The sequence below is a fragment of the Streptomyces sp. CB02056 genome, from assembly GCF_001905545.1.
Taxonomy (GTDB): Bacteria; Actinomycetota; Actinomycetes; order Streptomycetales; family Streptomycetaceae; genus Kitasatospora.
The window spans coordinates 336,642-363,345 of the sequence record NZ_LIPD01000008.1 but is presented as its reverse complement, the minus strand read 5'-3'; the positions used below and the strand labels follow the sequence as shown (position 1 = coordinate 363,345).

The 26,704-nt window shown below is 72.8% G+C and carries 27 protein-coding genes; 16 read left to right on the top strand and 11 right to left on the bottom strand.

Annotation, left to right across the window (positions count from 1 at the left end; translation table 11 throughout):
- The first annotated feature begins 57 nt into the window (after nt 1–57).
- The 7 genes from hemL (at nt 58) to AMK13_RS42085 (ending at nt 7,149) form a co-directional block, all read left to right on the top strand.
- Nucleotides 58–1,386 carry a glutamate-1-semialdehyde 2,1-aminomutase gene (hemL, locus tag AMK13_RS23950; RefSeq protein ID WP_063780097.1) on the top strand — a complete coding sequence of 443 codons (1,329 nt, stop codon included), beginning with the start codon at nt 58–60 and terminating at the stop codon, nt 1,384–1,386.
- 74 nt (nt 1,387–1,460) lie between these two features.
- A complete protein-coding gene (locus AMK13_RS23945; protein ID WP_049650499.1) occupies nt 1,461–2,111 on the top strand; it encodes a histidine phosphatase family protein in 651 nt (216 codons plus the stop codon).
- A 143-nt stretch (nt 2,112–2,254) separates the two neighbouring features.
- Nucleotides 2,255–2,872, top strand: a complete 618-nt coding sequence (locus tag AMK13_RS23940) for a TlpA family protein disulfide reductase (RefSeq protein ID WP_049650491.1) — start codon at nt 2,255–2,257, stop codon at nt 2,870–2,872.
- Nucleotides 2,869–3,642, top strand: a complete 774-nt coding sequence (locus tag AMK13_RS23935; protein WP_234348286.1) for a cytochrome c biogenesis CcdA family protein — start codon at nt 2,869–2,871, stop codon at nt 3,640–3,642. The genes AMK13_RS23940 and AMK13_RS23935 overlap by 4 nt, the downstream gene beginning before the upstream one ends.
- A 2-nt stretch (nt 3,643–3,644) precedes the next feature.
- The gene (locus tag AMK13_RS23930) at nt 3,645–5,486 is read left to right on the top strand and encodes a cytochrome c biogenesis protein ResB (protein ID WP_074004011.1); all 1,842 of its coding nucleotides are present in this window, start codon (nt 3,645–3,647) and stop codon (nt 5,484–5,486) included.
- Between the two features lie 3 nt (nt 5,487–5,489).
- Nucleotides 5,490–6,620: a c-type cytochrome biogenesis protein CcsB gene (ccsB, locus tag AMK13_RS23925; RefSeq protein WP_074004010.1), complete on the top strand. Its 1,131-nt coding sequence runs from the start codon at nt 5,490–5,492 to the stop codon at nt 6,618–6,620.
- A 142-nt stretch (nt 6,621–6,762) separates the two neighbouring features.
- The gene (locus AMK13_RS42085; RefSeq protein ID WP_143204614.1) at nt 6,763–7,149 is read left to right on the top strand and encodes a hypothetical protein; all 387 of its coding nucleotides are present in this window, start codon (nt 6,763–6,765) and stop codon (nt 7,147–7,149) included.
- Between the two features lie 16 nt (nt 7,150–7,165).
- Here the strand turns inward: AMK13_RS42085 and AMK13_RS23915 are convergent, their stop codons facing one another.
- Complete coding sequence (locus tag AMK13_RS23915) at nt 7,166–8,335, bottom strand: ScbA/BarX family gamma-butyrolactone biosynthesis protein (protein ID WP_143204613.1); 1,170 nt, start codon at nt 8,333–8,335, stop codon at nt 7,166–7,168.
- 348 nt (nt 8,336–8,683) lie between these two features.
- Between AMK13_RS23915 and AMK13_RS23910 the strand changes: the two genes are divergently transcribed.
- On the top strand, nt 8,684–9,322 hold the full coding sequence (locus AMK13_RS23910) for a ScbR family autoregulator-binding transcription factor (protein ID WP_074004008.1): 639 nt from the start codon (nt 8,684–8,686) through the stop codon (nt 9,320–9,322).
- Nucleotides 9,323–9,356: 34 nt separating this feature from the next.
- On the opposite strand, the gene AMK13_RS23905 is transcribed toward AMK13_RS23910, so the two are convergent.
- From AMK13_RS23905 to AMK13_RS23890, 4 genes are all read right to left on the bottom strand, one after another.
- Nucleotides 9,357–9,968, bottom strand: a complete 612-nt coding sequence (locus AMK13_RS23905) for a ScbR family autoregulator-binding transcription factor (RefSeq protein WP_049661418.1) — start codon at nt 9,966–9,968, stop codon at nt 9,357–9,359.
- A gap of 263 nt (nt 9,969–10,231) precedes the next feature.
- A complete protein-coding gene (locus tag AMK13_RS23900) occupies nt 10,232–10,441 on the bottom strand; it encodes an acyl-CoA carboxylase epsilon subunit (protein ID WP_074004007.1) in 210 nt (69 codons plus the stop codon).
- Between the two features lie 95 nt (nt 10,442–10,536).
- The gene (locus AMK13_RS23895; protein ID WP_049651531.1) at nt 10,537–12,138 is read right to left on the bottom strand and encodes an acyl-CoA carboxylase subunit beta; all 1,602 of its coding nucleotides are present in this window, start codon (nt 12,136–12,138) and stop codon (nt 10,537–10,539) included.
- A gap of 452 nt (nt 12,139–12,590) precedes the next feature.
- Entirely contained in the window at nt 12,591–13,013 is a 423-nt protein-coding gene (locus tag AMK13_RS23890; RefSeq protein WP_049651532.1) for a PLD nuclease N-terminal domain-containing protein, read from the bottom strand.
- A gap of 92 nt (nt 13,014–13,105) precedes the next feature.
- Here AMK13_RS23890 and AMK13_RS23885 point away from each other — a divergent pair, with 92 nt between their 5' ends.
- Nucleotides 13,106–14,563: a menaquinone biosynthesis decarboxylase gene (locus AMK13_RS23885; protein ID WP_074004006.1), complete on the top strand. Its 1,458-nt coding sequence runs from the start codon at nt 13,106–13,108 to the stop codon at nt 14,561–14,563.
- Nucleotides 14,560–15,456 (top strand): menaquinone biosynthesis prenyltransferase MqnP, encoded by an 897-nt coding sequence (mqnP, locus tag AMK13_RS23880; protein WP_369808292.1) that lies wholly within the window; start codon nt 14,560–14,562, stop codon nt 15,454–15,456. Before AMK13_RS23885 ends, mqnP begins: the two co-directional genes overlap by 4 nt.
- 75 nt (nt 15,457–15,531) lie before the next feature.
- On the opposite strand, the gene AMK13_RS23875 is transcribed toward mqnP, so the two are convergent.
- The 4 genes from AMK13_RS23875 to AMK13_RS23860 form a co-directional block, all read right to left on the bottom strand.
- Nucleotides 15,532–16,326: a hypothetical protein gene (locus AMK13_RS23875; RefSeq protein WP_074004005.1), complete on the bottom strand. Its 795-nt coding sequence runs from the start codon at nt 16,324–16,326 to the stop codon at nt 15,532–15,534.
- 180 nt (nt 16,327–16,506) lie between these two features.
- Nucleotides 16,507–17,145, bottom strand: coding sequence for a hypothetical protein (locus tag AMK13_RS23870; RefSeq protein WP_074004004.1), 639 nt, complete (start codon nt 17,143–17,145; stop codon nt 16,507–16,509).
- A gap of 38 nt (nt 17,146–17,183) precedes the next feature.
- Nucleotides 17,184–17,939, bottom strand: coding sequence for an alpha/beta fold hydrolase (locus tag AMK13_RS23865; protein ID WP_074004003.1), 756 nt, complete (start codon nt 17,937–17,939; stop codon nt 17,184–17,186).
- 78 nt (nt 17,940–18,017) lie between these two features.
- Entirely contained in the window at nt 18,018–19,241 is a 1,224-nt protein-coding gene (locus tag AMK13_RS23860; protein WP_074004002.1) for an FAD-dependent oxidoreductase, read from the bottom strand.
- 101 nt (nt 19,242–19,342) lie between these two features.
- On the opposite strand from AMK13_RS23860, the gene AMK13_RS23855 reads away from it, so the two are divergent.
- A complete protein-coding gene (locus AMK13_RS23855; protein WP_049651539.1) occupies nt 19,343–20,149 on the top strand; it encodes a TetR/AcrR family transcriptional regulator in 807 nt (268 codons plus the stop codon).
- A 105-nt stretch (nt 20,150–20,254) separates the two neighbouring features.
- Here AMK13_RS23855 and AMK13_RS23850 read toward each other — a convergent pair whose 3' ends face one another.
- Together AMK13_RS23850 and AMK13_RS23845 are read right to left on the bottom strand one after the other, a co-directional pair.
- Nucleotides 20,255–20,971 (bottom strand): MOSC domain-containing protein, encoded by a 717-nt coding sequence (locus tag AMK13_RS23850; protein WP_074004001.1) that lies wholly within the window; start codon nt 20,969–20,971, stop codon nt 20,255–20,257.
- Between the two features lie 71 nt (nt 20,972–21,042).
- A complete protein-coding gene (locus AMK13_RS23845) occupies nt 21,043–21,795 on the bottom strand; it encodes a cyclase family protein (protein WP_074004000.1) in 753 nt (250 codons plus the stop codon).
- An 89-nt stretch (nt 21,796–21,884) separates the two neighbouring features.
- On the opposite strand from AMK13_RS23845, the gene AMK13_RS23840 reads away from it, so the two are divergent.
- The 5 genes from AMK13_RS23840 to AMK13_RS23820 all read left to right on the top strand — a co-directional run bounded on the left by AMK13_RS23840 (nt 21,885) and on the right by AMK13_RS23820 (nt 26,650).
- Nucleotides 21,885–22,559 (top strand): UbiX family flavin prenyltransferase, encoded by a 675-nt coding sequence (locus AMK13_RS23840; protein ID WP_049651542.1) that lies wholly within the window; start codon nt 21,885–21,887, stop codon nt 22,557–22,559.
- A 119-nt stretch (nt 22,560–22,678) separates the two neighbouring features.
- Nucleotides 22,679–23,137, top strand: coding sequence for an Lrp/AsnC family transcriptional regulator (locus tag AMK13_RS23835; protein WP_049651543.1), 459 nt, complete (start codon nt 22,679–22,681; stop codon nt 23,135–23,137).
- A 3-nt stretch (nt 23,138–23,140) separates the two neighbouring features.
- Nucleotides 23,141–24,103, top strand: coding sequence for a threonine ammonia-lyase (locus AMK13_RS23830; protein ID WP_074003999.1), 963 nt, complete (start codon nt 23,141–23,143; stop codon nt 24,101–24,103).
- 52 nt (nt 24,104–24,155) lie between these two features.
- Nucleotides 24,156–25,319, top strand: coding sequence for an aminofutalosine synthase MqnE (gene mqnE, locus AMK13_RS23825; RefSeq protein WP_049651548.1), 1,164 nt, complete (start codon nt 24,156–24,158; stop codon nt 25,317–25,319).
- A gap of 116 nt (nt 25,320–25,435) precedes the next feature.
- On the top strand, nt 25,436–26,650 hold the full coding sequence (locus tag AMK13_RS23820; protein WP_338016324.1) for a L,D-transpeptidase family protein: 1,215 nt from the start codon (nt 25,436–25,438) through the stop codon (nt 26,648–26,650).
- Nucleotides 26,651–26,704 lie beyond the last annotated feature (54 nt).

Sequence of the window (26,704 nt, the reverse complement as noted above, 5' to 3'; positions counted from 1 at the left end):
TCATCGTTCCAGATGATCGGGTCGGACATGCAGAGCGTGAGGACACGATTTGAGACCATGTCTTTTGTGAGCTACCCCTACGAAGCCCCCCAGTCCCAGTCGCTGTTCGACCGCGCCTCCGTGGTGACGCCCGGCGGCGTCAACTCCCCGGTGCGCGCCTTCCGCGCGGTCGGCGGCACGCCGCGCTTCATGGTGTCCGGCACCGGTCCCTACCTCACCGACGCCGACGGCCGCGAGTACGTCGACCTGGTGTGCTCGTGGGGTCCGATGATCCTCGGCCACGCGCACCCCGCGGTGATCGACGCCGTCCAGCGGGCCGTCTCCCGCGGCACCTCCTTCGGCACCCCCGGCGAGGGCGAGGTCGAGCTGGCCGAGGAGATCGTCGCCCGGGTCGCCCCGGTCGAGCAGGTCCGCCTGGTCTCCTCCGGCACCGAGGCCACCATGTCCGCGATCCGGCTGGCCCGCGGCTTCACCGGCCGCGCGAAGGTGGTGAAGTTCGCCGGCTGCTACCACGGTCACGTGGACGCGCTGCTGGCCGCCGCCGGTTCCGGCGTGGCCACCTTCGGCCTGCCGGACACCCCGGGCGTCACCGGCGCCCAGGCCGGCGACACCATCGTGCTGCCGTACAACGACCTGGCCGCCGTCGAGCAGGCGTTCGCCGCCCACCCGGGCGAGATCGCCTGCGTGATCACCGAGGCCTCGCCCGGCAACATGGGCGTCGTCCCGCCGCTGCCCGGCTTCAACGGCGGCCTGGCCCGGCTCTGCCGGGAGAACGGCGCGCTGTTCATCTCCGACGAGGTGATGACCGGCTTCCGCGTCTCCAAGGCCGGCTGGTACGGCCTGGAGGCGGCGCACGAGGGCTGGGCGCCGGACCTGCTGACCTTCGGCAAGGTCATGGGCGGCGGCTTCCCGGCCGCGGCCTTCGGCGGCCGCGCCGACGTGATGGCGCACCTGGCCCCGGCCGGCCCGGTCTACCAGGCGGGCACCCTGTCCGGGAACCCGGTCGCCACCGCGGCGGGCCTGGCCCAGCTGCGCGGCTGCACCGACGAGGCGTACGCGACGGTGGACAAGGTCGCCGCCGAGGTCTCCGGCCTGGTCGCCGACGCGCTCGCCAAGGAGGGCGTCGCGCACCGGCTGCAGACCGCCGGGAACATGTTCTCGGTGTTCTTCACCGAGGCCCCGGTCACCAACTATGACGAGGCCAGGACCCAGGAGGCGTACCGTTTCACCGCCTTCTTCCACGCGATGCTGGCCGAGGGCGTCTACCTGCCGCCGTCCGCCTTCGAGTCCTGGTTCGTCTCGGCGGCCCACGACGAGCGGGCGATCGAGCGGATCGCCGCCGCCCTGCCGGCCGCCGCGCGCGCCGCTGCCGCCGCCACGGCCTGACCGCCGCGGCCCGTACCCCGATTCCCAGGAGTAGTCGAGAAGTGAGCGCGAAAGAGATCACCGTCGTCCACGTGATGCGGCACGGCGAGGTGCACAACCCGGAGGGCGTCCTGTACGGACGCCTGCCGGACTACCACCTGTCCGAGCTGGGCCGGAAGATGGCCGAGCGGGTCGCCGAGGACCTGGCCGACCGGGACGTCACCCACGTGGTGGCCTCCCCGCTGGAGCGGGCCCAGGAGACCGCCGCGCCGATCGCCGAGGCGCACGGCCTGGACATCGCGGTGGACGCGCGGCTGATCGAGGCGGAGAACGTCTTCGAGGGCAAGACCTTCGGGGTCGGCGACGGTTCGCTGCGGAACCCGGGCTACTGGAAGTACCTCACCAACCCGTTCAAGCCGTCCTGGGGCGAGCCCTACCTCGACCAGGCGGTGCGGATGATGGGCGCGATCGGCGCGGCCCGGGACGCCGCGCGCGGGCACGAGGCGGTCTGCGTCAGCCACCAGCTGCCGATCTGGATCCTCCGCTCCTTCGCCGAGCGCCGCCGGCTCTGGCACGACCCGCGCAACCGGCAGTGCTCGCTGGCCTCGCTGACCAGCTTCACCTTCGAGGGCGACCGGATCGTCTCGGTCGGCTACCGCGAGCCGGCCCGCGACCTGCTGCCCGCGCACCTGGTGGGCAAGGGCCGCAAGGGCGACAAGCCGGTGGGCAAGAGCTTCGGCGCCTAGCCTCCCGTAAGCGGCGTGTAAGTATGACTTCGGGTCACCCGGCGACTGCCGGGTGACCCGATTTCGTCGCAGGTCAGAAGGGGTGCGACGCGCAAGGGAGGACCCCGGCGAACCGGCCCGGAACTCCATGCGAAACTTTTCACATGTCTGCCATGACGCGCCCCCGTCCCCGTGTCGCCGCAGCAGCCGCCGCCACCGTCGCCGCCGCTGCGCTCGCCCTCACCGGCTGTTCCTCCTCGGGCTCGTCGGGCGGCGGCGAGGGCCAGGTCGGCTTCGTCACGGTCAAGGGCACCAACCTGTCGAAGGCGGACGCCGGGAAGCGCGGGGACGCGCCGGACATCTCCGGGGACACCCTGGAGGGCACCCCGGCCAAGCTCTCCGACTACCGGGGCAAGGTCGTCGTGCTGAACGTCTGGGGCTCCTGGTGCGGCCCGTGCCGGGCCGAGGCCAAGAGCCTCCAGAACGTCTCGGAGAAGTACAAGGACCAGGGCGTCCAGTTCCTCGGCATCAACACCCGGGACACCGAGAAGCAGAACGCCGTCCGCTTCGAGCAGGAGCAGGGCGTCACCTACCCGAGCCTCTTCGACCCGGCCGGCACCCAGCTGCTCAAGTTCCCCAAGGGCAGCCTCAACCCGCAGTCCATCCCGACCACCCTGATCGTCGACCGGGACGGCAAGCTGGCCGCCCGCGCCGTCGGCGGCACCACCGAGGACGCGCTGGAGTCGATCCTCCAGCCGGTGGTCGCGGAGCAGAAGCAGTGAGCCTGCCGCAACAACTCGCCGACAACACCGGGACCCTCCAGAGCGGAGCGCTGCTGGTCGCCGCGCCGATCGCGCTGGCGGCCGGACTGGTGTCGTTCTTCTCGCCCTGCGTGCTGCCGCTCGTCCCCGGCTACCTGTCGTACGTGACCGGCTTCTCCGCCGCCGACCTCGCGGACGCGCGCGGCGCGCGGCGCGGCCGGATGCTGCTCGGGGCGACGCTGTTCATCCTCGGCTTCACCGCCGTGTTCGTCTCGGGCGGGGCGCTGTTCGGGCAGTTCGGCGACACCCTCCAGGAGCACAAGCGGGTCATCTCGATCGTGCTCGGGGCGGTGACGATCGTGATGGGCCTCGCCTTCATGGGCCTCGTCCCCGGTCTGAGCATGCGCGAGGTGCGCTCCCACCGCCGTCCGTCGGTCGGCCTGCTCGGCGCGCCGCTGCTGGGCGTGGTCTTCGGCGTCGGCTGGACGCCCTGCATCGGCCCGACCCTGGCGACCGTCCAGAACCTCGCCCTGAACCAGGCCGACGCCGCGCGCGGCGCCCTGCTGATGACCTTCTACTGCCTGGGCCTCGGCGTACCGTTCATCGTGGCCGCGCTGGCCTTCCGCCGGGCGCTGGGCGCCTTCGGCTGGGTCAAGCGGCACTACCCGCTCGTCATGAGGATCGGCGGCGGCATGCTCGTCGCGGTCGGTCTGCTGCTCGTCACCGGGATCTGGGACTCGATGCTGAGCCAGCTGCAGTCCTGGACCGCCGACTTCCAGATCGGAATCTGACCGTGAGCAACACCACGACCGAGACCGAGCAGCCCCCGGCGCCGGACGACGTCGCCGCCGAGCGGCTCAGCACCGCGCCGGTCGAGTCCGACGGACCGACCGGCATAGGGGCGTTCGGCTGGGCGCGCTGGATGTGGCGCCAGCTGACCTCGATGCGGGTCGCCCTGATCCTGCTCTTCCTGCTGTCGCTGGCCGCCATCCCCGGCTCGCTGATCCCGCAGTACCAGAACGGCCAGGGCCAGCTGAAGGTCGAGGCCTGGAAGGCGCAGCACGCCACGGTCGCGCCGATCTACGAGAAGCTCCAGCTGTTCGACGTCTACAGCTCGGTCTGGTTCTCCGCGATCTACATCCTGCTGTTCGTGTCGCTGGCCGGCTGCATCGTCCCGCGCACCTGGCAGTTCGTCGGCGTGCTGCGCTCCCAGCCGCCGGCCGCGCCGCGCAACCTGACCCGGATGCCGGTGCACGCGGCCTGGCGCACCGAGGCGGACGCCGACGCGGTGAACGCCGCCGCGCACCGGCTGCTGCGCAAGCGCGGCTTCCGCGCCCACCTGTCCGGCGGCGCGGTGGCGGCCGAGAAGGGCTACCTGCGCGAGGTCGGCAACCTGCTGTTCCACCTGTCGCTGTTCGCGCTGCTCGGCGGCTTCGCCTGGGCCAGCCTGGCCTCGGGCACCGGCGGCAAGCTGATGGTCCAGGGCGAGGGCTACTCCAACACCATCACCCAGCTCGACGACTTCAACGGCACCCGGTTCTACGGCAACCAGGACCTCGACCCCTTCTACCTGAAGCTGGACAGCTTCACCTCGAAGTTCCAGACCAAGGGCGACCAGATCGGCGCCGCCCGGCAGTTCACCGCGAACGTCGAGTACTACGAGGGCAGCGACCAGTCGAAGCTGAAGAAGTCGACGATCGAGGTCAACCACCCGCTGGAGATCGGCGGCAGCAAGGTCTACCTGATCGGCCACGGCTACGCCCCGTTCGTCAGCGTCAAGAACGGCAAGGGCGAGGTCGTCTACCGCGGCGCCGTCCCGTTCCTGCCGCAGGACGGCAACCTGACCTCCACCGGTGTCGTGAAGGTCTCCGACTACGGCGTGGGCCCCGACGGCAACAAGACCCAGATGGGCTTCTCCGGCTTCTTCCTGCCGACCGCCCCGCTGAGCTTCGAGGGCACCGGCCCGGTCTCGCTGTTCCCCGGTGACGCCGAGCCCGAACTGGTGCTGAACGCCTTCGCCGGCGACCTCGGCACCGACTCCGGCCTGCCGCAGAACGTCTACCAGCTCAACACCCGCAAGCTCACCCAGCTCACCCAGGACGGCCAGCCGGCCAAGGCCCGGCTCAAGCCCGGCCAGGCCTGGGACCTGCCCGACGGCTACGGCTCGGTGACCTTCGAGGGCTACAAGCAGTGGGCCAGCTTCAACATCTCGCACCGTCCGGGCAACGCGATCGCCCTGAGCGGCGGCGTGCTCGCGATCCTCGGCCTGATCGGCTCGCTGTTCATCCAGCGCCGCCGGATCTGGGTGCGGGCGGTCGCCCTGCCGGGCGGCGGCACCCAGGTGGAGCTGGCCGGCCTGGCCCGCAGCGAGTCGGCGAAGATCGCCGAGGAGCTGGCGGAGCTCGCGGTCGACCTCCAGGACGACGCTCCCGCCTCCGAGGACGAGGAGGACGACGCCCCGGCCCCCGAAGGTGAGGACGGCACCCCGGCCTCCGCGGACGAGGACGGCACTCCGGCCTCCGCGGACGAGGACGCCGACACCGAAACGGACGTACCCGAGGAGACCGGGACCCCCACAGTCCCGGCGGCCTCCCCGGAACCCGCAGTCCCTGCCGACCAGAACTCCAAGGAGTAGACGGTGCATCTCGCCTCGGCGGTCGACCCACAGCTGGCCGACCTCTCCAACAAGCTGATCTATTCGGCGATGGTGGTCTACACCCTCGCCATGTTCGCCCACATGATCGAGTGGACCTTCGGCAGCAAGGGCGCCGTCGCCGTCCGCTCGACCGAACAGGCGGGCAGCCTGGGCGAGACCGTCGCCGCGGCGGACAGGAAGGCCGCGAAGAAGGTCACCGTCACGGTGGCCGGGGCCGGCGGCGGCACCACGACGCTCACCCGCACCGCGATCGCGGGCGAGGGCGCGACGGTGGTCACCACCGGGCGCGGCGCCGAGGAGGAGGACGGCCCGGGCGCGGCCGGCACCAGCGTGCGGGCCGACCTGGCCGGCCGGATCGCCGTCTCGCTCACCGTGCTGGCGCTGGCGCTGCACGGCGGCGGCATCATCACCCGCGGCCTGTCGGTCTCCCGCTGGCCGTGGGGCAACATGTACGAGTTCTCCTGCGCCTTCGCCTTCGCGATGACGGCCGCGTACCTGGTGCTGCTGGCCGCGAAGAAGAAGGTCCGCTGGCTCGGCCTGCCGGTCGTGCTCGCGGTGCTGCTGACCCTCGGCATCGCCACCACGGTGCTGTACACCGACTCCGAGCAGCTCGTCCCGGCGCTGCACTCGCCGTGGCTGGCGATCCACGTCTCCACCGCGATCTTCTGCGGCGGCGCCTTCTACGCGGCGTTCATCGCCACGCTGCTGTACCTCGGCAAGGAGTCCTTCGAGAAGCGGACGGCGGCCGGCCTCACCACCGGCCCGCTGGGCACCTCGGCCTCGATCTGGCGCCGACTGCCCGCCGCGTCCACCTTCGACAAGCTGTCCTACCGGATCAACGCCCTGGTCTTCCCGCTGTGGACGTTCACCATCATCGCGGGCGCGATCTGGGCCGAGGCGGCCTGGGGCAAGTACTGGGAGTGGGACCCGAAGGAGACCTGGTCGTTCATCACCTGGGTCGCCTACGCCTGCTACCTGCACGCCCGTGCGACGGCCGGCTGGAAGGGCCGCAAGGCCGCCTACCTGGCGCTGGCGGCGTTCGCCTGCTGGCTCTTCAACTACTACGGGGTGAACATCTTCGTCACCGGAAAGCACTCCTACGCGGGGATCTGACCGGGGCACACGATCACCCACCGGCCCGGCTCTCTCCCACAGGTAGCCGGGCCGATGTGTGAAACGGGGTAGTGCGCGCCGGCCGCCGGCCGGTGCGAGAGGGAACTGAGGAGGAAATCGCGCAATGGAGTGCGACGAGGTCATGCTGACCGTCCGAATCACCGCCGCCGAGCGCACGCTGCTCCGCAGGCTCGCCCAGGGACACCGGAGCGACGTGTCGGAGGTGGTGTCCGACGCGCTGCTGGACATCATCCCGACGCTCAGCGCGCCGGGGGACGCCTACCGGTTGCTGGGGGCGCTGGCCGTGCCCGCGCCGTGCGCCCTGACGGTGTGGCTGCCGACCCCGCTGGCCGATCTGCTGGTGCCGGGCGCGGCACGGATCGCGCAGATCACCGACGTCCGGGTCGAGTCGGCCAGCGCGGCCCTGGGTGCCGCGCTGCGGCTCTGGCTGTCCCAGGACCCGGTCCGGCTGGCGACCAACCTCAGCGTGATGCACGCGGGCCGGCCGGCCGCCCTGGTGGCCGCCTGACGGGCCCGGGGCGTCCCTAACTCGCCAGCGGCAGCCGGGCGCCCCCGAGGCCCGGCAGGGGAGGGCCGGGTACGGCGGGGCCCGGGACGGCGGGGCGGCCGTCGTAGGCGTCCCGCCGGACCGGCACTCTCGGGCCCTCGGCCGGTCCGTCCACCGGCACGGTGAGCAGCAGGCACTCGGCCGCCGTCCGGCCGTCCTGGAGCAGCTCGACCCGTACCGCGAGCCGCCCGTCCGCCGCGGCCGGCCCGGGGGCCGGTTCGGGGGCGGCCCGGACGAAGCAGGGCCGGTCCAGCTCGATGTAGTGGTCGAAGGAGGTCACCAGCTCGACCGGGACCACCGGCTCGGGGTGGCGCAGCCGCTGGGCGGCCTGCCGGGCGGCCTCCAGCACCAGCATCCCGGGCACGTGGTCCAGCTCGTGGTCGAACAGCACCGGGTGGGTGGCGTCGGCGCGCAGCAGCCAGGTGTCCGGCGCCAGGGTCGGGCTGAGCACCACGTCCGCCGGCTGTGCGCGGCCGACCAGCTCGGGCGCGGCGGGTGCCGGCGGGCGCGGTGGGAGGGTGCGCCGCGCGGGGCCGCGCAGCCGGGCGTACGAGGCGGGGGAGACCACCCGCAGCCGTCCGCTGCCGCGGCCGATCGGCCGGCCGTCCCGGGTGACGTCGACGCAGACCCGGAGCGAGGCGAGCTCGCCGTGCCGCATCCGGACGTCCTCGCAGCCGACGGCCAGCATCAGCGAGGCGGGGCCGGCGGTGACGGCGAGGCCCGGCAGGCCGGTCCCGTCGAGCGCGTAGGAGAGGTCCTCCATCATGAAGTGGTGGCCGCGCGGCACCCCGAACCCGGCGTGGCCGATCAGCAGCCCGGTCTGCCGGATCGTTTCGGCCAGCAGCACCGGGTCGTGGTAGCGGTCCCCGGGCAGCCGGTAGAAGCCGTGCAGCCGGGGCCACTGGGCGCCGAGCAGGAAGTCGTACGGGCCGGTGGCCTGCCAGCCGGTGAGGAACACCTCGGACACCGAGGCGCGGTGCACCAGGTGCCGGGAGACGGTCCGGTCGTGGAAGTCGTAGCCGGTGGCGGGGCCGTGGTGGAAGTCGTAGCCGGCGGTGGGGCCGTCGTCGAACCCGAAGCCGCCGGCGTTGCCCGGGCCGGGGTGGGCGTACGGATCGTGCGGGTCCGGCTCTACGATCGATGGCATGACGGGCCCCCGCTTCAGGGTGTCGGTCGGAGCGGCCGCCACGGCCGTCCGAGCAAAACATACATACCACCCGGTTTGTGTTCGGCGGCTGGGGTGCCCAGGTCGAACGCTCCGGCCCGGCCACGCTACCTGCCCCCTGGGCTGCGGGAATGCCCGTTCGGGAGGCCTCGGACCATCGGTGGGGGGCCGTCCCCGCTGGACGGCGGGGGCGAAGCAAGCGCTAGATTAGATACCAACCATGCGGTTTCGGAGGGTGCCGTCCGCATGCGAGCGCCGCCCCCGCAGGGGCCGCGCCGACAGCAGCCGGGTGGGGCGGGGATCGCGCCCGGCCGAGTCCGGAGGGGGCCAGTGGTCAAGCAGGAGCGGGCTGGGCGGACCCGGCGGGCCGTACTGCTCGCCGCCGCGGAGACCTTCGCGCGGGTGGGCTTCGAGGCCGCCAGCCTGGTCGACATCAGCCGCCGGGCCGGGGTGAGCAAGGGGGCCCTCTACTTCCACTTCGTGTCCAAGCAGGCCCTCGCCGACGGGGTGCGCCGCGCCTCCGGGCGGGAGGTCGGCTCGGCCGCGCTGCGCGCGCTGCGGGCCGACGGCCCGGCCCTCCAGGGGCTGATCGACTTCTCGCACGAGCTGGCCCGGATGCTGCGCGAGGACGTGGTGGTGCGGGCCGGCGTCCGGCTCGGCCGCCAGGGCCCGCGCCGGGACGGCGCCCAGGAGGGGCCGGACGGCCCGCCCGTGGCCTCCGACGTCGCCTGGCGCAGCCTCACCGCCGTCGTCCACCGGCTGCTGGACCGCGCCGCCGAGGCCGGCGAGCTGCGCCCCGGGGTGGACCGGCGGGCCGCCGCCGAACTGCTCACCGCGGTGGCGGCCGGCCAGGTGCTGCTCGCGGGCGAGGAGACCGGCCGGCCCGGTCCTGAGGCGGTGAGCCGGCTCTGGACGGCCGCGCTGCCGGCCCTGGTGACGGCGGAGCGCCGGGCGGGCTACCGGGTCTGACCGGCCCCGGCCCCGGGGCTCCCGGAGTCGGGGCTCAGGCGCGCTCGGCGACGCTCAGCCGGGCGAGCGCGTGCGGCTGGACCAGGCCGGGCAGCAGCAGCGTCCAGAGGTCGGACAGCCGCTGGATCAGGTCCTGCCGGTCGGCCAGCACCTGGGAGCTCAGCTGGATGCCGGTGACGGCCCCGGTGATCACCCCGGCGGCCGCGGTCAGGTCGACCCCCGGGTGGAGGTCGCCGGCCTCCCGGGCGTGCTCCAGCAGGACGCGGACGGTGTCCATCCAGCCCTGGTAGGCCGCGAGCTGCGGTTGGGTGAAGCTGCCGTGCTCGATCGTCAGCCGGATGCTGCCGCGCACCAGCGGGTCGGTCTGGAGCGCGCGGGCGAAGGCGTACCCGAGGTCGATCAGGTTCTGCACCGGGCTGTCCGAGGCCGGTGTCCAGCCGGAGATGAAGACGCCCTGTCCCTCGATGACGGCGAGCGCCAGCTCCTCCTTGGAGCGGAAGTGGAAGTACAGCGCGCCCTTGGTGACGCCGGCGCGGTCCAGGATCTCGGACATCGTGGCGGCGGCGTAGCCCCGCTCGTCGAACACCTCGGCCGCCGCGACGAGTACCGTCTGGCGGGTCGCCAGCGCGCGGGCCTGCCTGGCCATCGCAGCCTCCCTGGAAAGTTCTGGTCTCGGCAGCGGCCGATCCTATGGGGGCGGACGGGGCGGCGGACGCATACCGTCCAGTAGGCATCCTACCGAGCCCGCCGCGGGCCCCTCCGGCCCCGGCCGACCGGGCGGGAGCACCGCCGGAGCGGCCCCGGGCCGGCGCCGACGCGGCCCCGGACGAAGCCCGAGGCGGCCCGGGCAACGCCGGACGGCCGGTCACCCGAGCGGGGTGACCGGCCGTCGGCACGGGCCGTGGGCCGTCAGGCCGCCTGCTGCCAGCTGAACGGCGAGTAGTACGCCGGGCGGCGCTCCAGGCGCTGCCAGTTGGCGATCGGCTCGATCGGCGCGGCGGCGGCGGACTGCTGCGCGACGGCGGCGCGCGCGGCGAGGACGGCGGTCAGGGCGGCGAGTTCCTCGTCGGTGAGGCTGCCGCGGACGATGCGGACGAGGGGTTCGGCGGAAGCGGTCATGTCCTGGTTTCTCCCCCGGGTGGCTGCGGTCTGAGGTGGTGGCGCGTCGGTGCGGGCTGCTGCTGAGGTGCGGGCTGTCGCGGCGGTGCGCGCCACTACATCGGCGGGTTGCCGTGCTTGCGGCTGGGCAGGTCGGCGTGCTTGGTGCGGAGCATGGCCAGGGCGGAAGCGATCACCTGGCGGGTCTCGGCCGGGTCGATGACGTCGTCCACGAGGCCGCGCTCGGCCGCGTAGTACGGGTGCATCAGCTCGTTCTTGTATTCCTTGATCTTCTGGGCGCGCATGGCGTCCGGGTCCTCGGCGGCGTTGATCTCGCGCCGGAAGATGACGTTGGCCGCGCCCTCGGCGCCCATCACGGCGATCTCGTTGGTCGGCCAGGCGTACGACAGGTCGGCGCCGATCGAGCGGGAGTCCATCACGATGTACGCGCCGCCGTAGGCCTTGCGCAGGATCAGCGAGATGCGCGGCACGGTGGCGTTGCAGTACGCGTACAGCAGCTTGGCGCCGTGGCGGATGATGCCGCCGTGCTCCTGGTCGACGCCGGGCAGGAAGCCGGGGACGTCGAGCAGGGTGACCAGCGGGATGTTGAAGGCGTCGCACATCTGGACGAAGCGGGCGGCCTTCTCGCTCGCGTTGATGTCCAGCACGCCGGCCAGCGACTGCGGCTGGTTGGCGATGATGCCGACGACGTGGCCGTCGATCCGGGCGAGCACGCAGAGCACGTTGGTGGCCCAGCGCTCGTGGACCTCCAGGTACTCGCCGTGGTCGACGATCTCCTCGATCACCTTGCGCATGTCGTACGGGCGGTTGCCGTCGGCGGGCACCAGGTCCAGCAGGCTGTCGTTGCGGCGCTGGACCGGGTCCTCGGTCACCACGGACGGCGGCATCTCGCGGTTGTTCTGCGGCAGCAGCGACAGGAGGTAGCGGACCTCCTCGATGCAGGACTGCTCGTCGTCGTAGACGAAGTGCGAGACGCCGGAGACGCCGGCGTGCACGTCGGCGCCGCCGAGGCCGTTCTGGCTGATCTTCTCGCCGGTGACCGCCTGGACCACGTCCGGGCCGGTGATGAACATCTGCGAGGTCTCGCGGACCATGAAGACGAAGTCGGTCAGCGCGGGGGAGTACGCGGCGCCGCCGGCGCACGGGCCGAGCATCACCGAGATCTGCGGGATGACGCCGGACGCCTTGGTGTTGCGCTGGAAGATGCCGCCGTAGCCGGCCAGGGCGGTGACGCCCTCCTGGATGCGGGCGCCGGCGCCGTCGTTCAGCGAGACCAGCGGGGCACCGGCCGCGATGGCCATGTCCATGATCTTGTGGATCTTCTGGGCGTGGGCCTCGCCCAGCGCGCCGCCGAAGATCCGGAAGTCGTGCGCGTACGTGAAGACGGTGCGCCCGTGGACGGTGCCCCAGCCGACGATCACGCCGTCGGTGTGCGGCTTCTTGGCCTCCAGGCCGAAGCCCTGGGCGCGGTGCCGGCGAAACGGCTCGACCTCCTGGAAGGAGCCCTCGTCCAGCAGCAGCTCGATGCGCTCGCGCGCGGTCAGCTTGCCCTTGGCGTGCTGGGCCTCGGTGGCCTTGTCGCTGGGGCCGCGGCGGACCTTCTCGCGCAGCTCGTGCAGCTCGGCGACCCGCCCGCGGGCGTCGGCCGGGACCTCGGGGACCTCGCCGTCGACCGGCGCCTCATGCACAACCGTCATCTCGAACCACTCCAAGGGTGAGGGAACTGTCCGACAGCCAACGTCTGCTGTGCCCCCGGCTGCGAATCACTTTCTTCACTTATGACTGTACGAGGGGCCGTGCGCTGGTTTCGGCGTCGATTCCGTACAAGGTCGAGTTCGTTTAGCTGTCAGGCCTGGACAGAAGCGGTCGGATCGTTGACTGAGCGCTCGGTGTTCATTCGGATACCGGGGGTTGTCGGACAGATGATGGTCCGATGATCTGAGCATGAAGGAAAGCGCAGGTCAGGGCCGTCTCCCAGTACTGTAGGCCGGTCCTCTTGGGCCCCGCTCAAGGTCCGCTCAAGCCCGGCGGGCAGGGGGTCGCCGTCCGGGTTAGGGGTTGCGCAGTCGTAGGGAAGCACCAAAAATGCCGCAGCCCACCCCGCACGGTGGGGGTGGGCTGTCCGGGCGAGCGGGCGGACCCGCTCCGATCAGCTCTTCCTGCCGTCCTCGGGCTCGTCGCGGTCGCGCAGCTCCCGCTCGCGACGGCGCAGATCGGCCTCCCACTGCTTGAGCATGGACTCGTGGTCTTTGTCGTCCTTCTTCAACGAGGCGAGGAACTCGGGGTCGTCGTCCGGCGCCAGCGGGCGCCCGCCGCGCGCGGCGGGACGGCCCGCCCGGTCGTCGGCCGGGTACCCCGGGTGGGCCCCGGCGGGCGCGGCCCGCAGGAAGCCGCGCTGCTTGCCGGCGATCAGCCAGGCGATCGGGCCCAGCGGCGGGAAGAGCAGCACGATCAGCACCCAGACCACCTTGGGCAGGTGCTTCACCTCGTCCTCGGGCGTGGTCAGGCAGTCCACGAACGCCCAGACCCAGAGCGCGAGCGGAAGGATGATGGTCAGAAGAATCCTCGGCACGGCTGGGATCTCCCCCCGGGCGGCGATGGTGGCGGGCGCCTTCCAGGGGCCCTTGACCCGGCCAGGCTATCGGGTGGCGGATACTGACAGGCATGGCATACGACGATCTCCGCTCGTTTCTCCGGGCCCTCGACCGTGAGGGCGACCTCAAGCGCATCAAGGCGGAGGTGGACCCGCACCTGGAGATCGGCGAGATCGTCGACCGGGTGCAGAAGGCCAAGGGCCCGGCGCTGCTCTTCGAGAACGTCAAGGGCTCGTCGATGCCCCTGGCGATGAACGTCTTCGGCACCGAGCGGCGGCTGGCCAAGGCGCTCGGCCTCAAGGGCCCGGACGACATCTCCGAGAAGATCGCCGGCCTGCTCAAGCCCGAGCTGCCGCAGGGCTTCACCGGCTTCCGGGACGCCTTCGGCAAGCTCGCCTCGATGGCGCACGTCCCGCCCCGGCACGTGAAGCCGGGTGACGCCCCGGTGCAGGAGGTCGTGCTCACCGGCGACGACGTCGACCTGGACGACCTGCCCGCGCTCTTCACCTGGCCGCAGGACGGCGGCTCCTTCTTCAACCTGGGCCTGACCCACACCAAGGACCCGGACAGCGGCATCCGCAACCTGGGCCTCTACCGGCTCCAGCGGCACGACCGCCGCACCATCGGCATGCACTGGCAGATCCACAAGGACAGCCGCAACCACGCCGCGGTGGCGGCCAAGCGCGGTGAGCGCCTCCCGGTCGCGATCGCCTTCGGCTGCCCCCCGGCCGTCACCTACGCGGCCACCGCGCCGCTGCCCGGGGACATCGACGAGTACCTCTTCGCCGGCTTCGTCGCCGGGGAGCGGGTCCGGATGGTCGACTGCAAGACGGTGCCGCTCCAGGTCCCGGCCGACGCCGAGGTGGTCCTGGAGGGCTGGCTGGAGCCCGGCGAGATGCTGCCCGAGGGCCCGTTCGGCGACCACACGGGCTTCTACACCCCGCAGGAGCCGTTCCCGGCGCTGAAGATCGACTGCGTGACGATGCGCCGCCGCCCGATCCTCCAGTCCATCGTGGTCGGCCGCCCGCCGACGGAGGACGGCCCGCTGGGCAAGTTCACCGAGCGGTTCTTCCTGCCGCTGCTGAAGATCATCATCCCGGACATCGTCGACTACGACCTGCCCGAGGCCGGCGGCTTCCACAACTGCGTGATCGTCTCGATCGACAAGAAGTACGCCAAGCACGCCCAGAAGACGATGCACGCGATCTGGGGCGCGCACATGATGTCGCTGACCAAGCTGATCATCGTGGTGGACGCCGACTGCGACGTGCACGACTACCAGGAGGTCGCCTGGCGGGCCTTCGGCAACGTCGACTACAGCCGGGACCTGACCGTGGTCGAAGGCCCGGTGGACCACCTGGACCACGCCTCGTACCAGCAGTTCTGGGGCGGCAAGGCGGGCATCGACGCGACCCGCAAGCTGCCGGAGGAGGGGTACACCCGGGACGGCGGCTGGCCGGAGATGGTGTCCTCCGACCCGGCCACCGCCGAACTGGTGTCGCGCCGCTGGAAGGAATACGGACTGTGAGCACGGCCGCTGTCGAGACACCGGGGCGCACCAGGGCGTTCCTCCGCCTGGTGATGATCGAGCACTCGGTCTTCGCGCTCCCGTTCGCGTACATCGCCGCGCTGACGGCCATGTTCCTCGCGGACAAGCGGGTGCACTGGGGCGAGCTGTTCGTCGTCACCGTGTGCATGGTGGGGCTGCGCACCTTCGCCATGGCGGCGAACCGGATCATCGACCGGGAGATCGACGCCCGCAACCCGCGCACGGCCACGCGTGAACTGGTCACCGGAGCGGTGTCGTTGAAGACCGCGTACGTCGGCTCGGCCGTCGCGCTGGTGGTCTTCCTCGGCGCGGCCGCGATGCTCAACCCGCTCTGCCTGGCGCTCGCGCCGGTCGCCGTGGTGCCGATGGTGGTCTACCCGTACGGCAAGCGGTTCACGAACTTCCCGCAGGCGATCCTGGGCATCGCCCAGGCGATGGGGCCGGTCGGCGCCTGGCTCGCGGTCACGGGCAGCTGGTCGTGGGAGGCGGTCGTGCTGGGCGTGGCCGTCGGCATCTGGATCGGCGGCTTCGACCTCGTCTACGCCTGCCAGGACGTCGAGTCCGACCGCGAGCACGGGGTCCGTTCGGTGCCCGCGCGGTACGGCGTGCCGGCGGCCATCCGGGGCGCGCGGGTGTGCCACGTCCTGACGACGCTCCTGCTGGGCTGGTTCGCGCTCCTGACGGACGCCGGAGCGGCGTTCTGGATCGGCCTCGTGGTCGTCGCGGGGGCCTTCGTGTACGAGCACACCATCGTGCGGCCGAACGACCTGTCGAAGCTCAACCGGGCGTTCTTCCAGACCAACAGCTTCGTGGGGATCTCGCTGTTCTTCTTCGCGCTGGTGGACCTGGTCGTCCGGGGGCTCGGGATCTGATCCGCGCGTCCGCCGGCGGGCTCACGGGGCGCTCCTCCCGCCTCGTCCGGGCCCGCCCGCCGCTCGTGGACCGGCTCAGCGGAACAGGGCCGCGTGGTCCCTCGCCCAGGCGTGGAAGCTGCGGGCCGGGTGGCCGGTGACGTCCTGGACGGTGCTGGTGGCCGGCTCGGGGGCGGTGAGGCGGGCGTGGACGAGGTCCAGGGCGCCGTCGACGGCGGCCGACGGGCGGCCGGCGGCGGACAACCGGTGGCGGGCGGTCTCGCGGGAGACCTCCTGCCAGCTGGCCGGGCGCCCTGTGGCCGCGCCGATGATCTCCACCTGCTCCGCCTGGGTCGGCGACTCCGGGCCGGTGAGGACGTACCGGGCGCCGTCGTGGCCGTCCTCCACCAGGGCCCGGACGGCCACCGCCGCGACGTCCCGCTCGTCCACCGGGTTCAGCCCGGCCGCGCCGCCGTAGCCCCGCACCGTGCCCCCGGCCCTGATCTCCTCCGCCCACTGCAACGCGGCGGCGAAGCCGTGCGCCCGCAGCACCGTGTGCCGCACCCCGCTGCCGGCGAGCAGCGCCTCGATCCCGCCCTCCGGCCGGCCGGGGACGGCCGAGGACAGGAACACCACCCGCCCGACCTCCCGGGCCAGCACGCCGACGGCCTCCGTGGCCCCGTCCGCCGTCGGGAACGGCCACCCCAGCAGCACCGCGCCGGCGCCCTGCACCGCGGCCTCCAGCGACGCCGGGTCGCGCAGCTCCCGCCGGGGCAGTGTCCGCACCCGCACGCCGGCCGCCGCGAGCTGCAGCCCGACGTGCCGCCCGACCGCTCCGGAGACGCCGATCACCAGCACCGGCGACGTGTCGTCAACTCGCTCATCTGTCATGCATCGAACGTAAGCGAGAAGGATGAGACGCCCAATGCGCACGGGTCTCGGGTCCATGCGCCAGCGTCTACCCCGTGGCGCGCGCCAACTCCCGCACGCCCCCTGATGCTTCGCGCTCTGGGCGGCCGCCGACCTCCTCGGTCCCGGGGTGCGGGGTACGGGTCCGGAGGCGCCGCGGGGTCAGTCGCCCAGGTGGGGGGCGTCCGGGTGGTAGGTCCGCTGGCGTTCGACCGGGGCGGCGGCGAAGTCGCCGTTGCCGTTGACGACCTCGCCGACGCCGACCCGGGTGCCCCGGGCCCGGCCGTGGCCCTTGAGGACGCCGCCGCGACCGTCCGGGTCGGGGTGGGTGTACGGGCGGCCGGCGGCGAGCTCGACCGCGCGGGCGGAGATCGGGCCGAGGACCTGGGCGCCGGTGCCGAGGCGGCAACGGCCCGTCAGCTCGGCGCCGTTGGCGATCCTGACCTCGTCCCCGAGCTCGATGGCCTCGCCCGCCCCGGCCCTGACCACGGCGCCGCCCTCGCCGATCCGCGCGCGGCGTCCGACGGTGATCCGCCCGCCGCCGGTCGCGACGATCCGGGCGCCGCCGTACAGGACGGTGCCCGGGCCGATCGCGCAGTCGCTGTCCGCGTCGCACTCGACGGTCGCGCCCGGGTACAGGACGGTCTCCGCCGACAGCGTCACCCGCCGCGCGACCAGTACGGAGAACGGGTCGAGGACGGCCACGCCCCGGTCGGCGAGCAGCACCAGCTCGCCGGGGGTGAGGAGCCCGCGTTCGTGGCGGATGCGGTCCAGACGGTGCCAGAGCTCGTGATCAGTCATGATCGTCGGATCATACGGAGGCCCCGGCCGGGCCGGCCTCAGTTGTGCAGGAAGTCCTCCAGCGCCGTCGCCAGGGCCACCGGGGCCTCGTACATCGGGTAGTGCCCGCTGCCGGCGAGTTCCTCCAGCTCGGCGTTGGGGTAGTGGGCGAGGAAGGTGCCGCGCATCACCTCGGCGGTGAGGGCGAGGTCGTGCTCGCCGACGATCACCTTGACCGGCACCGGGTTGCCGTCGATCCGGCGCCGCAGGTCGGCCGTCGTCCAGTCGTGGACGTAGCGGCCGAAGGCCTCGGGGGTGGACTGCCGCAGGGACTGGTCGACCATGTGGTCGAGCCAGACCCGGCCGGCCCGCTGCCCGGTGACCAGGTCGAGGATCGCGAAGCGCTTCTCCCGGTCCTCGGCCGCGCCGTAGAACAGGGCCTCGCCCGCCGCGTCCATCGGGTACTCCCCGGCCGGCACCGGGGCCAGGCCGACCAGCTTGCGCACCCGCAGCGGCGCCTCGGCGAGCACCTGCTGGGCCGCCTTGCCGCCCATGGAGTGGCCGACCAGCGAGAAGCGGTCCCAGCCGAGCTGGTCGGCCAGGGCGAGCGCGTCGGAGGCGATCTCGGCGAGCGTGTACGCGCCGGTGACGCCCTTGCGCAGCCCGTAGCCGCGGTAGTCGAGGAAGGCGTAGCCGAAGGCCTTGCCGTCGAGGTAGTCGAGGAACGGGCCCCAGCCCGCGCTGGTGCCGAACCAGTCGTGCAGGACCAGGACGTGGTGGTCGCCGGTGCCGATCAGGCGGTGAGGGATCGTCATGCCAACGGTCGTTCCCCGCGATCCGCCCGTCCGAACGGACGGTTCGCGGGGATCGGGGCGGATGCCGCCCGCCGGGGCTCAGGCGTCGCGCCGGGCGAAGGCCGGTGCGTGCTCGGGGAGCGGGCCGAAGGCGATCAGGCGGGAGAGCAGTACCGGGAAGCCGGGGACGTGCCGGGCGAGGGCCACCAGCCGGGCGGGCGGGCCGGCCCGCTTGCCGGTGAGGACCGGCTCGAACAGCACGCTGTGCAGGACCCGCTGCATCCGCTGCATGATCACCGTCGGCCGCAGCCGGCGGTGCTGGACCCGGGCCAGGGCCGCCACGGTCGGACGGCCGCGGCGCAGCGGTTCGGCGAGCAGGGTGGCGGCCGCGACGGCGTCCTGGATGGCGAGGTTGATGCCCACCCCGCCGGCCGGGGACATCGCGTGGGCGGCGTCGCCGATCAGCAGCAGCCCGTCGGTGTACCAGCGGTCCAGCCGGTTGAGCCGGACGTCGAGCAGGTGCAGGTCGTCGAGGCTCGCCAGCTGGTCGACCCGGTCCGCGTACTGGGGCAGCAGCCGGGCGATCCGCTCGCGGAACCGCTCGATCCCCTCGGCGCGCAGCTGCGGGTCGGCGCCCTTGGCGCGGAAGTAGGCGATCTGGAAGTAGTCGGTCCGGGCGAAGCTCAGCACCATGTCGCCGGACCCGAACCCGGGGACGAGGCTGGGCGGCTGGGCCTGCTCGTGGGGGTGCCGGGGCAGCCGGAACCACCAGGTGTCGAAGGGCACCGGGAACTCCTGGGCGGCCAGGCCGGCCGCCCGGCGCAGGGTGGAGTGCCGGCCGTCGGCGGCGACGGTGAGGTCGGCGCGCAGCTCGCCCTCCTCGCCGTCCCGGGTGCGGTACCGGACTCCGGTGACCCGGCCGCTGTCCCGGAGCAGTCCGGTCGCCTCGGTGTTCATCCGCAGGGTGAAGGCGGGCTCCTGCCGGGCCTCCGCGACCAGGAAGTTCAGGAGGTCCCACTGCGGGATCATGGCGATGTAGTTGTACGGGGGCCGCAGCCGCTCGTAGGCGCTCAGCGCGACGGGGGCGGAGCCGGGCGGCTGCACCACCAGGTTGCCGAGGCGGCTCTGCGGCAGCGCGGCGAACTTCCGGCCGAGGCCGAGTTCGTCCATCAGCCGCACGGTGGAGGCGTGGACGGTGTCGCCGCGGAAGTCGCGCAGGAAGTCCCCGTGCTTCTCCAGCACGGTCACCTCGACACCGGCGCGTGCCAGCATCAGGCCCAGCATCATTCCGGCCGGCCCGCCCCCGGAGATCACGACGCTCATGGCTCTCCCCTTTCAGTGCTCGATTGATCACTGTCCGTGTGGAACCTGCATATACAGAATCTCTGGAACCGTCCCAGGTGTCAAGTAGTACGATGCTTCACATGAAGGAGCTGGTGACGGCCGCCCTCACGGCGGCGAAGGAACGGGGCCAGGACGTCGCGGACGTCCCGCTCACGGCGATCGCCGCGACGGCCGGCATCTCCCGCAGCACGCTGCTGCGCAGGCTCGGCGGCTCCCGGGCGGTGCTGGACGAGGCCGTCCGGGAGGCGGGCGTCGACCCGGGCGGACGGCCGCCGGTGCGCGAGCGCGCGATCGCGGCGGCGGCGCTGCTGGTGGCCGAGCGCGGCCTGGCCGGGGTCACCCTGGACGCCGTGGCCGACCGGGCCGACTGCTCGCTGCCCAGCCTGCACACCGTCTTCGAGGGGCGGGACGGCCTGCTCGCCGCCGTGTTCGAGCGGCACTCCGCGCTGCCCGACCTGGAGGCCCTCGCCGCCGACCCGCCGGAGACCCTGGAGGAGACCGTCCGGGCGCTCCACGCCACCTTCGCCGCGGCCTTCGTGCACGAGCCGCGGATCGTCCCGGCGGTCTTCGCCGACCTGCTCGGCCGCCCAGACGGCCCCGCCGCCCGGGTGATGGCCGCCACCCTGCCGCAGGCGCTCGCCGGCCTGGACCGGCTGCTGCGCCCGCACGTGCGGGCCGGCCGGCTGAGACCGCTGCCCACCCCGGTGCTGACCCAGCTGATGATCGGTCCGCTGCTCAACCACGCGCTGATGCGGCCGGTGCTGGAACCCGCCCTGGGGGACGGGCTGCCGTCGACGGACGAGACCGTCGAGCTCTTCGCCCAGGCCTACCTGCGCGCGGTCGCCCTCCCCGCGGCGGAATCCGGGAGCGTCGGCGACACCCCCTGAGGAGGACCCGTGACCGGCACCCCGCGGTGCCTCGTCCTCGGCTGCCGGTTCGCGAGGGTCAAGTCGCCCTTCGGGCAAGGGCGGTGACGGACGCGGGGGCCGTGGTCAGCCGAGGAGCAGCCGGTCGCCGACCCGCAGGCGGCCCGGGGCGGCGACCTCGGCGAGGGCGTCGAGCCGGCCGTCGTGGGCGTGCACGACGGCCTTGAGGATCTCGGGGGCGTGCGGCAGTCCGGGCTGCGGGGCGCCGGTCATCGCGCAGCGCTCGCTGGAGGCGACGAAGGAGAGCTTGGCGCTGCCGGGGGTCTCGCCGGAGGCCTGGCGGCCGAGCCAGGCGTCCTCGACGAACGGCGGGGTGCCGGGCGGGGTGCGCAGCACGATGTTGGGGCGGAACCGCCGCTCGTCGACCACGGTGAAGGGGACGGCCTCGCGGACCCAGTCCAGGGTGGCGGTGCTGAGCACGCTGACCGGCAGCCGGTCGAAGTGCGAGACGGCGTCCTCGCGGGCGAGTTCGACGTCCTCGCGCTGGAGGTAGGCGCGCAGGAAGGAGTTCGGCCGGTCGACCGGGCGGCCGAGCGGATCGAACAGTTCGGGGCCGTCGATCCGGTGGCCGAGCCGGGCGGAGAGGCGGAGCAGGCCGTCCATCCGGCGGAAGCGGCGGGTGTTCTTGCCCGAGCCGAGCTTCCCCGCGGCGTCGCGGACGGCGTAGAGGCGGTCGCCGGCCAGGCCGCGCTCGTCCACCTCGACGGAGTCGAGCCGCTCGCCGCCGGTGGACTTCACGGGGTAGCGCCAGAGTCGCTCGATCACTCCGATGATCTCAGCCATGGCCGGAAAGCGTACTGGCGTTGACGGGGGATGGTCTAGACCAAGTCCCCGGCCCGGACGGAGAGTCCGGCTCAGCCCAGCCGGGCCACCGCCCGTACCGGTGCGCCGTCCGCCGCGACCAGCCGCAGCGGGAACAGCGAGACCTCCACCGGCAGGCCGGCCTCCTGGGCCGCCAGCAGCGGCCGCAGGTCGGTCAGGTTCTCGGCGATCACCCCGCCGCCGGGCGCCCCCAGCAGCACCCGGTGCGCGGCGAGCGTGGGCTCGTCGGCGGCGCCGTGGTCGTGCTCGTCGGTGAGGTCGGCGAGCAGGGCGGCCACCGCCGGGTCGCCCGGGCCCGGGTCGGGGGTCGGGTCGACGCTGAGCGCGTCCACCCCGACCGTCCGCACCCCGGCGGCGACGATCGCCTCGGCGGCGGCCGGGGTCAGGGCGGGGTGGGCGAGGTAGGCGTCGGTGCCCCAGTGCCGGGCCCAGCCGGTGGCCAGCAGCAGGACGGTGCCCTCGCCGGAGTCCGCGACCCGCTCCAGCGCGGCCGCCAGCAGCCCGGGGGTGACGGCCGACCGGGGCTCCAGCCCGCGCAGGTCGGCGACCACGGCGGGGCCGGTGAACCGCTCCAGCGGCAGCCCGTCCAGGGTCGGCCAGGTGACGTCCACGTGGTACGGCGCGTCCACGTGCGTCCCGGACTGCGAGCCGAGGTGCAGGGCCAGCACGTTCACCCCGGCGGTGGCCGTGGTGAGCGCGGGCTCCAGCAGGACGGCCGGATCGCCGGGGTAGACCGGCATCGCGGTGGTCACCTGATGGGTGAGGTCGACGAGGGTCGCTGCCATGCGCCCATCCTCCCAGGGGCGGGCGCTCCCGGACCCCTCCCGGTCGGCCCGGTCCGGAACCACGGGTGGAGCCGGGACAGAATTGCCCCATGGGAACTGCGAAGCGTCAGCCGTGGGTGGTCGGGGTCTCGGGTGCGTCGGGGACGCCGTACGCGGCCTCGGTGATCCGCGCGCTGCTGGCCGCCGGCGAGGCGGTGGACCTGGTCGTCAGCCGCGCCGCCCGGCTCACCATCCTGGACGAGACCGGCATCTCCTTCCGGGACGCCCACTGGCGCACCGACCTCGCCGCCTGGCTCGGGAGCGACGAGGGCCTGGACGACGTCCGCTACTGGCCCGCCGGGGACTTCGCGGCCGGCCCGTCCAGCGGCTCCTACCCGGCCAAGGGCATGCTCGTGGTGCCCGCGACCACCGGCGCGGTGGCCGGGATCGCGCTCGGCCTGAGCAAGGACCTGCTGCAGCGCGTCGCCAGCGTCACCCTCAAGGAGCGCCGCCCACTCGTCGTCTGCGTGCGCGAGACGCCACTCAACGGGGTGACGTTGAAGCACCTGGTGGAGCTCGACGCGCAGGGGGCGGTCGTCCTGCCCGCTTCGCCCGGTTTCTACGCCGGCGGCTCCACCGTGCGCGAACTCGTGGATTTCGTGGCCGGACGGGTGCTGGACGCCGTCGACGTGCCGCATTCCCTGTACCTGCGCTGGGAAGGGGAGTTGGGGGCGGCCGCCCGCAAGACGGCCGCCGGCGAGGGCGCACCGGCTGAGGGGGAGTAAGGAGACCCGGGGCGGGAGAGTATCTTCTCTGCGATATCCGGGTCGTTCGGCGCACGGCGCCTTTGAATCCGGATAATGATCTGTGGGTCTGGTGAGGTTCGGAAGGACGCGGACGGTATATGGACACGGTGGACAGACAGCTCATCCAGGCGCTCCGGGAGAACGGCCGTGCGTCCTACGCCGAGTTGGGCCGGCTGGTCGGGCTCTCCGGCCCGAGCGTCACGGACCGGATCAACCGCCTGGAGCAGGCCGGGGTGATCACCGGCTACCGGGCGACGGTCAACCCGGCCTCGCTCGGCTTCGGCGTCACGGCCCTGATCGGCCTTCAGCTCACCGACGCCGCGGACCACGAGGACGTCGCGCACCGGCTGAAGGACCTCAACGAGGTCGAGGACTGCTGGTTCATCGCCGGTGACGACTCCTACATGCTGAAGGTCAGGGTGGCCGACGTGGCCGGCCTGGAATCGGTGGTCAAGCGGATCTCGGGCACGAAGGGCGTGGCCCGGACCCGCACCACCGTCGTACTCTCCACCAAGTGGGAAAACCGGGTGAGTGAACTTCCTCCTGTAGGAGAGTGACGTATGGCACTGGTCGGACTGGAGGAGCTGCGCGCGGCTCGGCAGCGGATCGCGGGGGTCGCCGTGCGCACCCCGCTGGTTCCCGCCCCCTGGGCGGCCGAGGGGGAGCGGCGGCTCTGGCTGAAGCCCGAGAACCTCCAGCCGACCGGGGCCTTCAAGACCCGCGGCGCCTACAACCGGCTGGCCGCGCTCACCGAGGACGAGCGCGCCCGGGGCGTGGTGGCCCAGTCCAGCGGCAACCACGCGCAGGCGGTGGCGTACGCGGCCCGGGAGCTCGGCATCAAGGCCGTGATCGTGATGCCGGACACCTCGCCCGCGGTGAAGGTGGAGGCCACCCGCTCGTTCGGCGCCGAGGTGATCCTGGTGGCGCCGGAGGAGCGGGACACCCTGCCCGGTGAGCTGGCCGGGAAGCACGGCTACGTCTGGGTGCCCCCGTACGACGACCCGTTCATCATCGCGGGCCAGGGCACGGTCGGCCTGGAGATCGCCGAGGACGCCCCGGCCGACCTGGACACCGTCCTGGTGCCGGTCAGCGGCGGCGGCCTGATCGGCGGGACGGCGGCCGCGCTCAAGCTCACCCGCCCCGGTATCCGGGTGATCGGCGTGGAGCCCGAGCTGGCCGCCGACGCCCGGGCCAGCCTGCGGGCCGGCCGCCGGGTCGAGTGGCCGGTCGCCGACACCTACCGGACCATCGCGGACGGGCTGCGCACCCCGTCGCTCGGCGTGCTGCCGTTCGAGCACGTCGCCGCCTACGTGGACGACATCGTCACCGTCACCGAGGACGAGATCCGCGCCACCGTGGCCGTGCTGGCCCGCCGCGGCCGGCTCGTCGCCGAGCCCTCCGGGGCGGTCGCCCCGGCCGCCTACTTCCACCGCGCCGCCGAGACCGGGGGCCAGTCGGTGGCGGCCGTGGTCAGCGGAGGCAACATCGACCCGACACTGCTCGCCGAGCTGCTCTCGGCATAGGCGTACGCTCATTCCGGCAAGGAATCGAATGTCGGAGGAGGCGGGTCACCGCATGGACGCAGGGCTCAAGCGCGAGCTGGAGGCGAAGGTCTACGCGGGTGAGCGGCTGACCCGCGAGGACGGGATCGCGCTCTACGAGAGCGACGACCTGGCCTGGCTGGGCGGGCTGGCCCACCACGTGCGGACGCGGAAGAACGGCGACGTCGTCCACTTCAACGTCAACCGTCACCTCAACATGACCAACGTGTGCAGCGCGTCCTGCGCGTACTGCTCGTTCCAGCGCAAGCCGGGCGAGAAGGACGCGTACACGATGCGCATCGAGGAGGCCGTCCGCCTCGCCAAGGCGATGGAGGTCGACTCCCTCACCGAGCTGCACATCGTCAACGGGCTGCACCCGACGCTGCCGTGGCGCTACTACCCGCGCTCGCTGCGGGAGCTGAAGGCGGCGCTGCCGAACGTCTCGCTGAAGGCCTTCACCGCCACCGAGATCCACTGGTTCGAGAAGATCAGCGGCCTGCCCGCCGACGAGATCCTGGACGAGCTGATCGACGCCGGTCTGGAGTCGCTGACCGGCGGCGGCGCGGAGATCTTCGACTGGGAGGTCCGCCAGCACATCGTCGACCACGACACCCACTGGGAGGACTGGTCGCGGATCCACCGCCTCGCGCACGGCAAGGGCCTCAAGACGCCCGCCACCATGCTGTACGGCCACATCGAGGAGCCCCGCCACCGGGTGGACCACGTGCTGCGGCTGCGCGAGCTCCAGGACGAGACCGGCGGCTTCCAGGTCTTCATCCCGCTGCGCTACCAGCACGACTTCCACGACTCCAAGGACGGCGTCGTGCGCAACAAGCTGATGGCCCGCACGGAGATGGCCACCGGCGCCGAGGCGCTGAAGACCTTCGCGGTCTCCCGGCTGCTCTTCGACAACGTCCCGCACGTCAAGGTCTTCTGGGTGATGCACGGCGTCACCACCGCCCAGCTGGCGCTCAGCCACGGCGCGGACGACATGGACGGCTCGGTGGTCGAGTACAAGATCACCCACGACGCGGACAACTTCGGCACCCCGAACAAGCTCGGCCGCGACGACCTGCTCGGGCTGATCCGCGACGCCGGCTTCCGCCCGGTGGAGCGCAACACCCGCTACGAGGTCATCCGCGAGTACGACGGCCCCGACCTGGAGCGTCGCGAGACCCCGCAGGCGATGCGCCTCTGACCTGCGAAGATCCCCGCCGCCCGGACCGCTCGTCGGCCCGGGCGGCGGTTGTCTTCACGGCCTCCGCACCTGACCCGGGTTTACCAACGGGTACGGCGTTTGGCAGGATCGACAGCATGTCCGGTTCTCATCGCGCCACCGAGTACCCGTCGTACGAGCCGATGCGGGAGCCGGTGTACGGGGTGCCGCAGCAGTCGTACGAGCAGCCGTACCCCGAGCACGAGGCGTACCGGCAGCCCGTTCCGCAGGAGTACGGCCAGGGCGTGTACCAGCCGTACCAGCAGACTCCTGACGGCTACTCCGAGGCGTACGACCAGCCGTTCCAGGCCTACCAGGGTGAGCCGGAGGGCGGCTACGAGGCGGCGTCGGTGTACCAGCCGGTGCCCGCGCCCGAGACCGTCCCCTTCGAGCCCGGGCCCGTCGTGCTCGCCGCCGCTCCCGCCGCACCCGTGGCGGGTTCCCGGACGGCCGCGCGGGGACGCCGGCGCAAGGCCAAGCAGAAACGTCACGGCAAGGCCGTGATGGCCGGCACCGCGCTGCTGGTCGCCGCCACCGCCGGCTGGTACGCCGTCGGCCAGGACGGTGCCAAGCCCGGCATCGCCGCCGCCGACGGCCCCGGCCCGGAGGGCGTCAGCAAGCCCGACCACCCCGCCCCGGCCCCCGCGGCCGCCCAGGCCGCCTCCGACCGGCAGGCCGCGGCCCCCGCCGCCGACCGCAGCCAGACCCGTACGGACGGCTCGGTCGCCGCGATACCCGGCCTCGGCGCGAAGTTCACCGCGCAGATCCCCGCCGAGACCGCCCAGGTGCTGGTCGCCTCCGGCCAGGACAAGAACACCGACAAGAACGCCGTCACCCTCTGGACCCGCACCCCCGAGGGCCGCTGGCTGGCCGGCGAGACCTGGCAGGGCCACAACGGCAAGAGCGGCTGGACCACCGACCACAACGAGGGCGACCTGCGCAGCCCGATCGGCGTCTTCAGCCTCACCGACGCGGGCGGCCGCAAGGCCGACCCGGGCAGCAAGCTCCCGTACGACAAGGACCCGAGCTTCGTGGTCTCCGGCACGGGCTTCTTCGGGGACCAGCTGGCCGGCTCCTTCGACTACGTGGTCGCGATCAACTACAACCGCGTCCCCGGCAACTCCCCGCTCGACCCGCGCCGCCCGATGGGCTCCAAGAAGGGCGGCGGCATCTGGCTCCACGTGGACCACGACGGCCCGACCCACGGCTGCGTGTCGATCCCCGAGGACAAGATGGCCCAGCTGATCCGCACCCTGGACCCGGCCGCCCACCCCGTCGTCGTGATGGGCGACGCCTCCACGCTGGCACTCTGACCCCGGAGTCCGCGGAAGCCGGGCACGGAACCCGGGCGCCCCAAGGCCCCTTGT

Bases quoted from the DNA above. Each gene is read 5' to 3' on its own strand.
- hemL (WP_063780097.1), top strand. From the start codon at position 58: ATGTCTTTTGTGAGCTACCCCTACGAAGCCCCCCAGTCCCAGTCGCTG.
- AMK13_RS23945 (WP_049650499.1), top strand. From the start codon at position 1,461: ATGCGGCACGGCGAGGTGCACAACCCGGAGGGCGTCCTGTACGGACGC.
- AMK13_RS23940 (WP_049650491.1), top strand. From the start codon at position 2,255: ATGTCTGCCATGACGCGCCCCCGTCCCCGTGTCGCCGCAGCAGCCGCC.
- AMK13_RS42085 (WP_143204614.1), top strand. From the start codon at position 6,763: ATGCTGACCGTCCGAATCACCGCCGCCGAGCGCACGCTGCTCCGCAGG.
- AMK13_RS23915 (WP_143204613.1), bottom strand. From the start codon at position 8,335: ATGCCATCGATCGTAGAGCCGGACCCGCACGATCCGTACGCCCACCCC.
- AMK13_RS23905 (WP_049661418.1), bottom strand. From the start codon at position 9,968: ATGGCCAGGCAGGCCCGCGCGCTGGCGACCCGCCAGACGGTACTCGTC.
- AMK13_RS23900 (WP_074004007.1), bottom strand. From the start codon at position 10,441: ATGACCGCTTCCGCCGAACCCCTCGTCCGCATCGTCCGCGGCAGCCTC.
- AMK13_RS23895 (WP_049651531.1), bottom strand. From the start codon at position 12,138: ATGACGGTTGTGCATGAGGCGCCGGTCGACGGCGAGGTCCCCGAGGTC.
- AMK13_RS23885 (WP_074004006.1), top strand. From the start codon at position 13,106: ATGGCATACGACGATCTCCGCTCGTTTCTCCGGGCCCTCGACCGTGAG.
- AMK13_RS23875 (WP_074004005.1), bottom strand. From the start codon at position 16,326: ATGACAGATGAGCGAGTTGACGACACGTCGCCGGTGCTGGTGATCGGC.
- AMK13_RS23870 (WP_074004004.1), bottom strand. From the start codon at position 17,145: ATGACTGATCACGAGCTCTGGCACCGTCTGGACCGCATCCGCCACGAA.
- AMK13_RS23865 (WP_074004003.1), bottom strand. From the start codon at position 17,939: ATGACGATCCCTCACCGCCTGATCGGCACCGGCGACCACCACGTCCTG.
- AMK13_RS23860 (WP_074004002.1), bottom strand. From the start codon at position 19,241: ATGAGCGTCGTGATCTCCGGGGGCGGGCCGGCCGGAATGATGCTGGGC.
- AMK13_RS23855 (WP_049651539.1), top strand. From the start codon at position 19,343: ATGAAGGAGCTGGTGACGGCCGCCCTCACGGCGGCGAAGGAACGGGGC.
- AMK13_RS23850 (WP_074004001.1), bottom strand. From the start codon at position 20,971: ATGGCTGAGATCATCGGAGTGATCGAGCGACTCTGGCGCTACCCCGTG.
- AMK13_RS23845 (WP_074004000.1), bottom strand. From the start codon at position 21,795: ATGGCAGCGACCCTCGTCGACCTCACCCATCAGGTGACCACCGCGATG.
- AMK13_RS23840 (WP_049651542.1), top strand. From the start codon at position 21,885: ATGGGAACTGCGAAGCGTCAGCCGTGGGTGGTCGGGGTCTCGGGTGCG.
- AMK13_RS23835 (WP_049651543.1), top strand. From the start codon at position 22,679: ATGGACACGGTGGACAGACAGCTCATCCAGGCGCTCCGGGAGAACGGC.
- AMK13_RS23830 (WP_074003999.1), top strand. From the start codon at position 23,141: ATGGCACTGGTCGGACTGGAGGAGCTGCGCGCGGCTCGGCAGCGGATC.
- mqnE (WP_049651548.1), top strand. From the start codon at position 24,156: ATGGACGCAGGGCTCAAGCGCGAGCTGGAGGCGAAGGTCTACGCGGGT.
- AMK13_RS23820 (WP_338016324.1), top strand. From the start codon at position 25,436: ATGTCCGGTTCTCATCGCGCCACCGAGTACCCGTCGTACGAGCCGATG.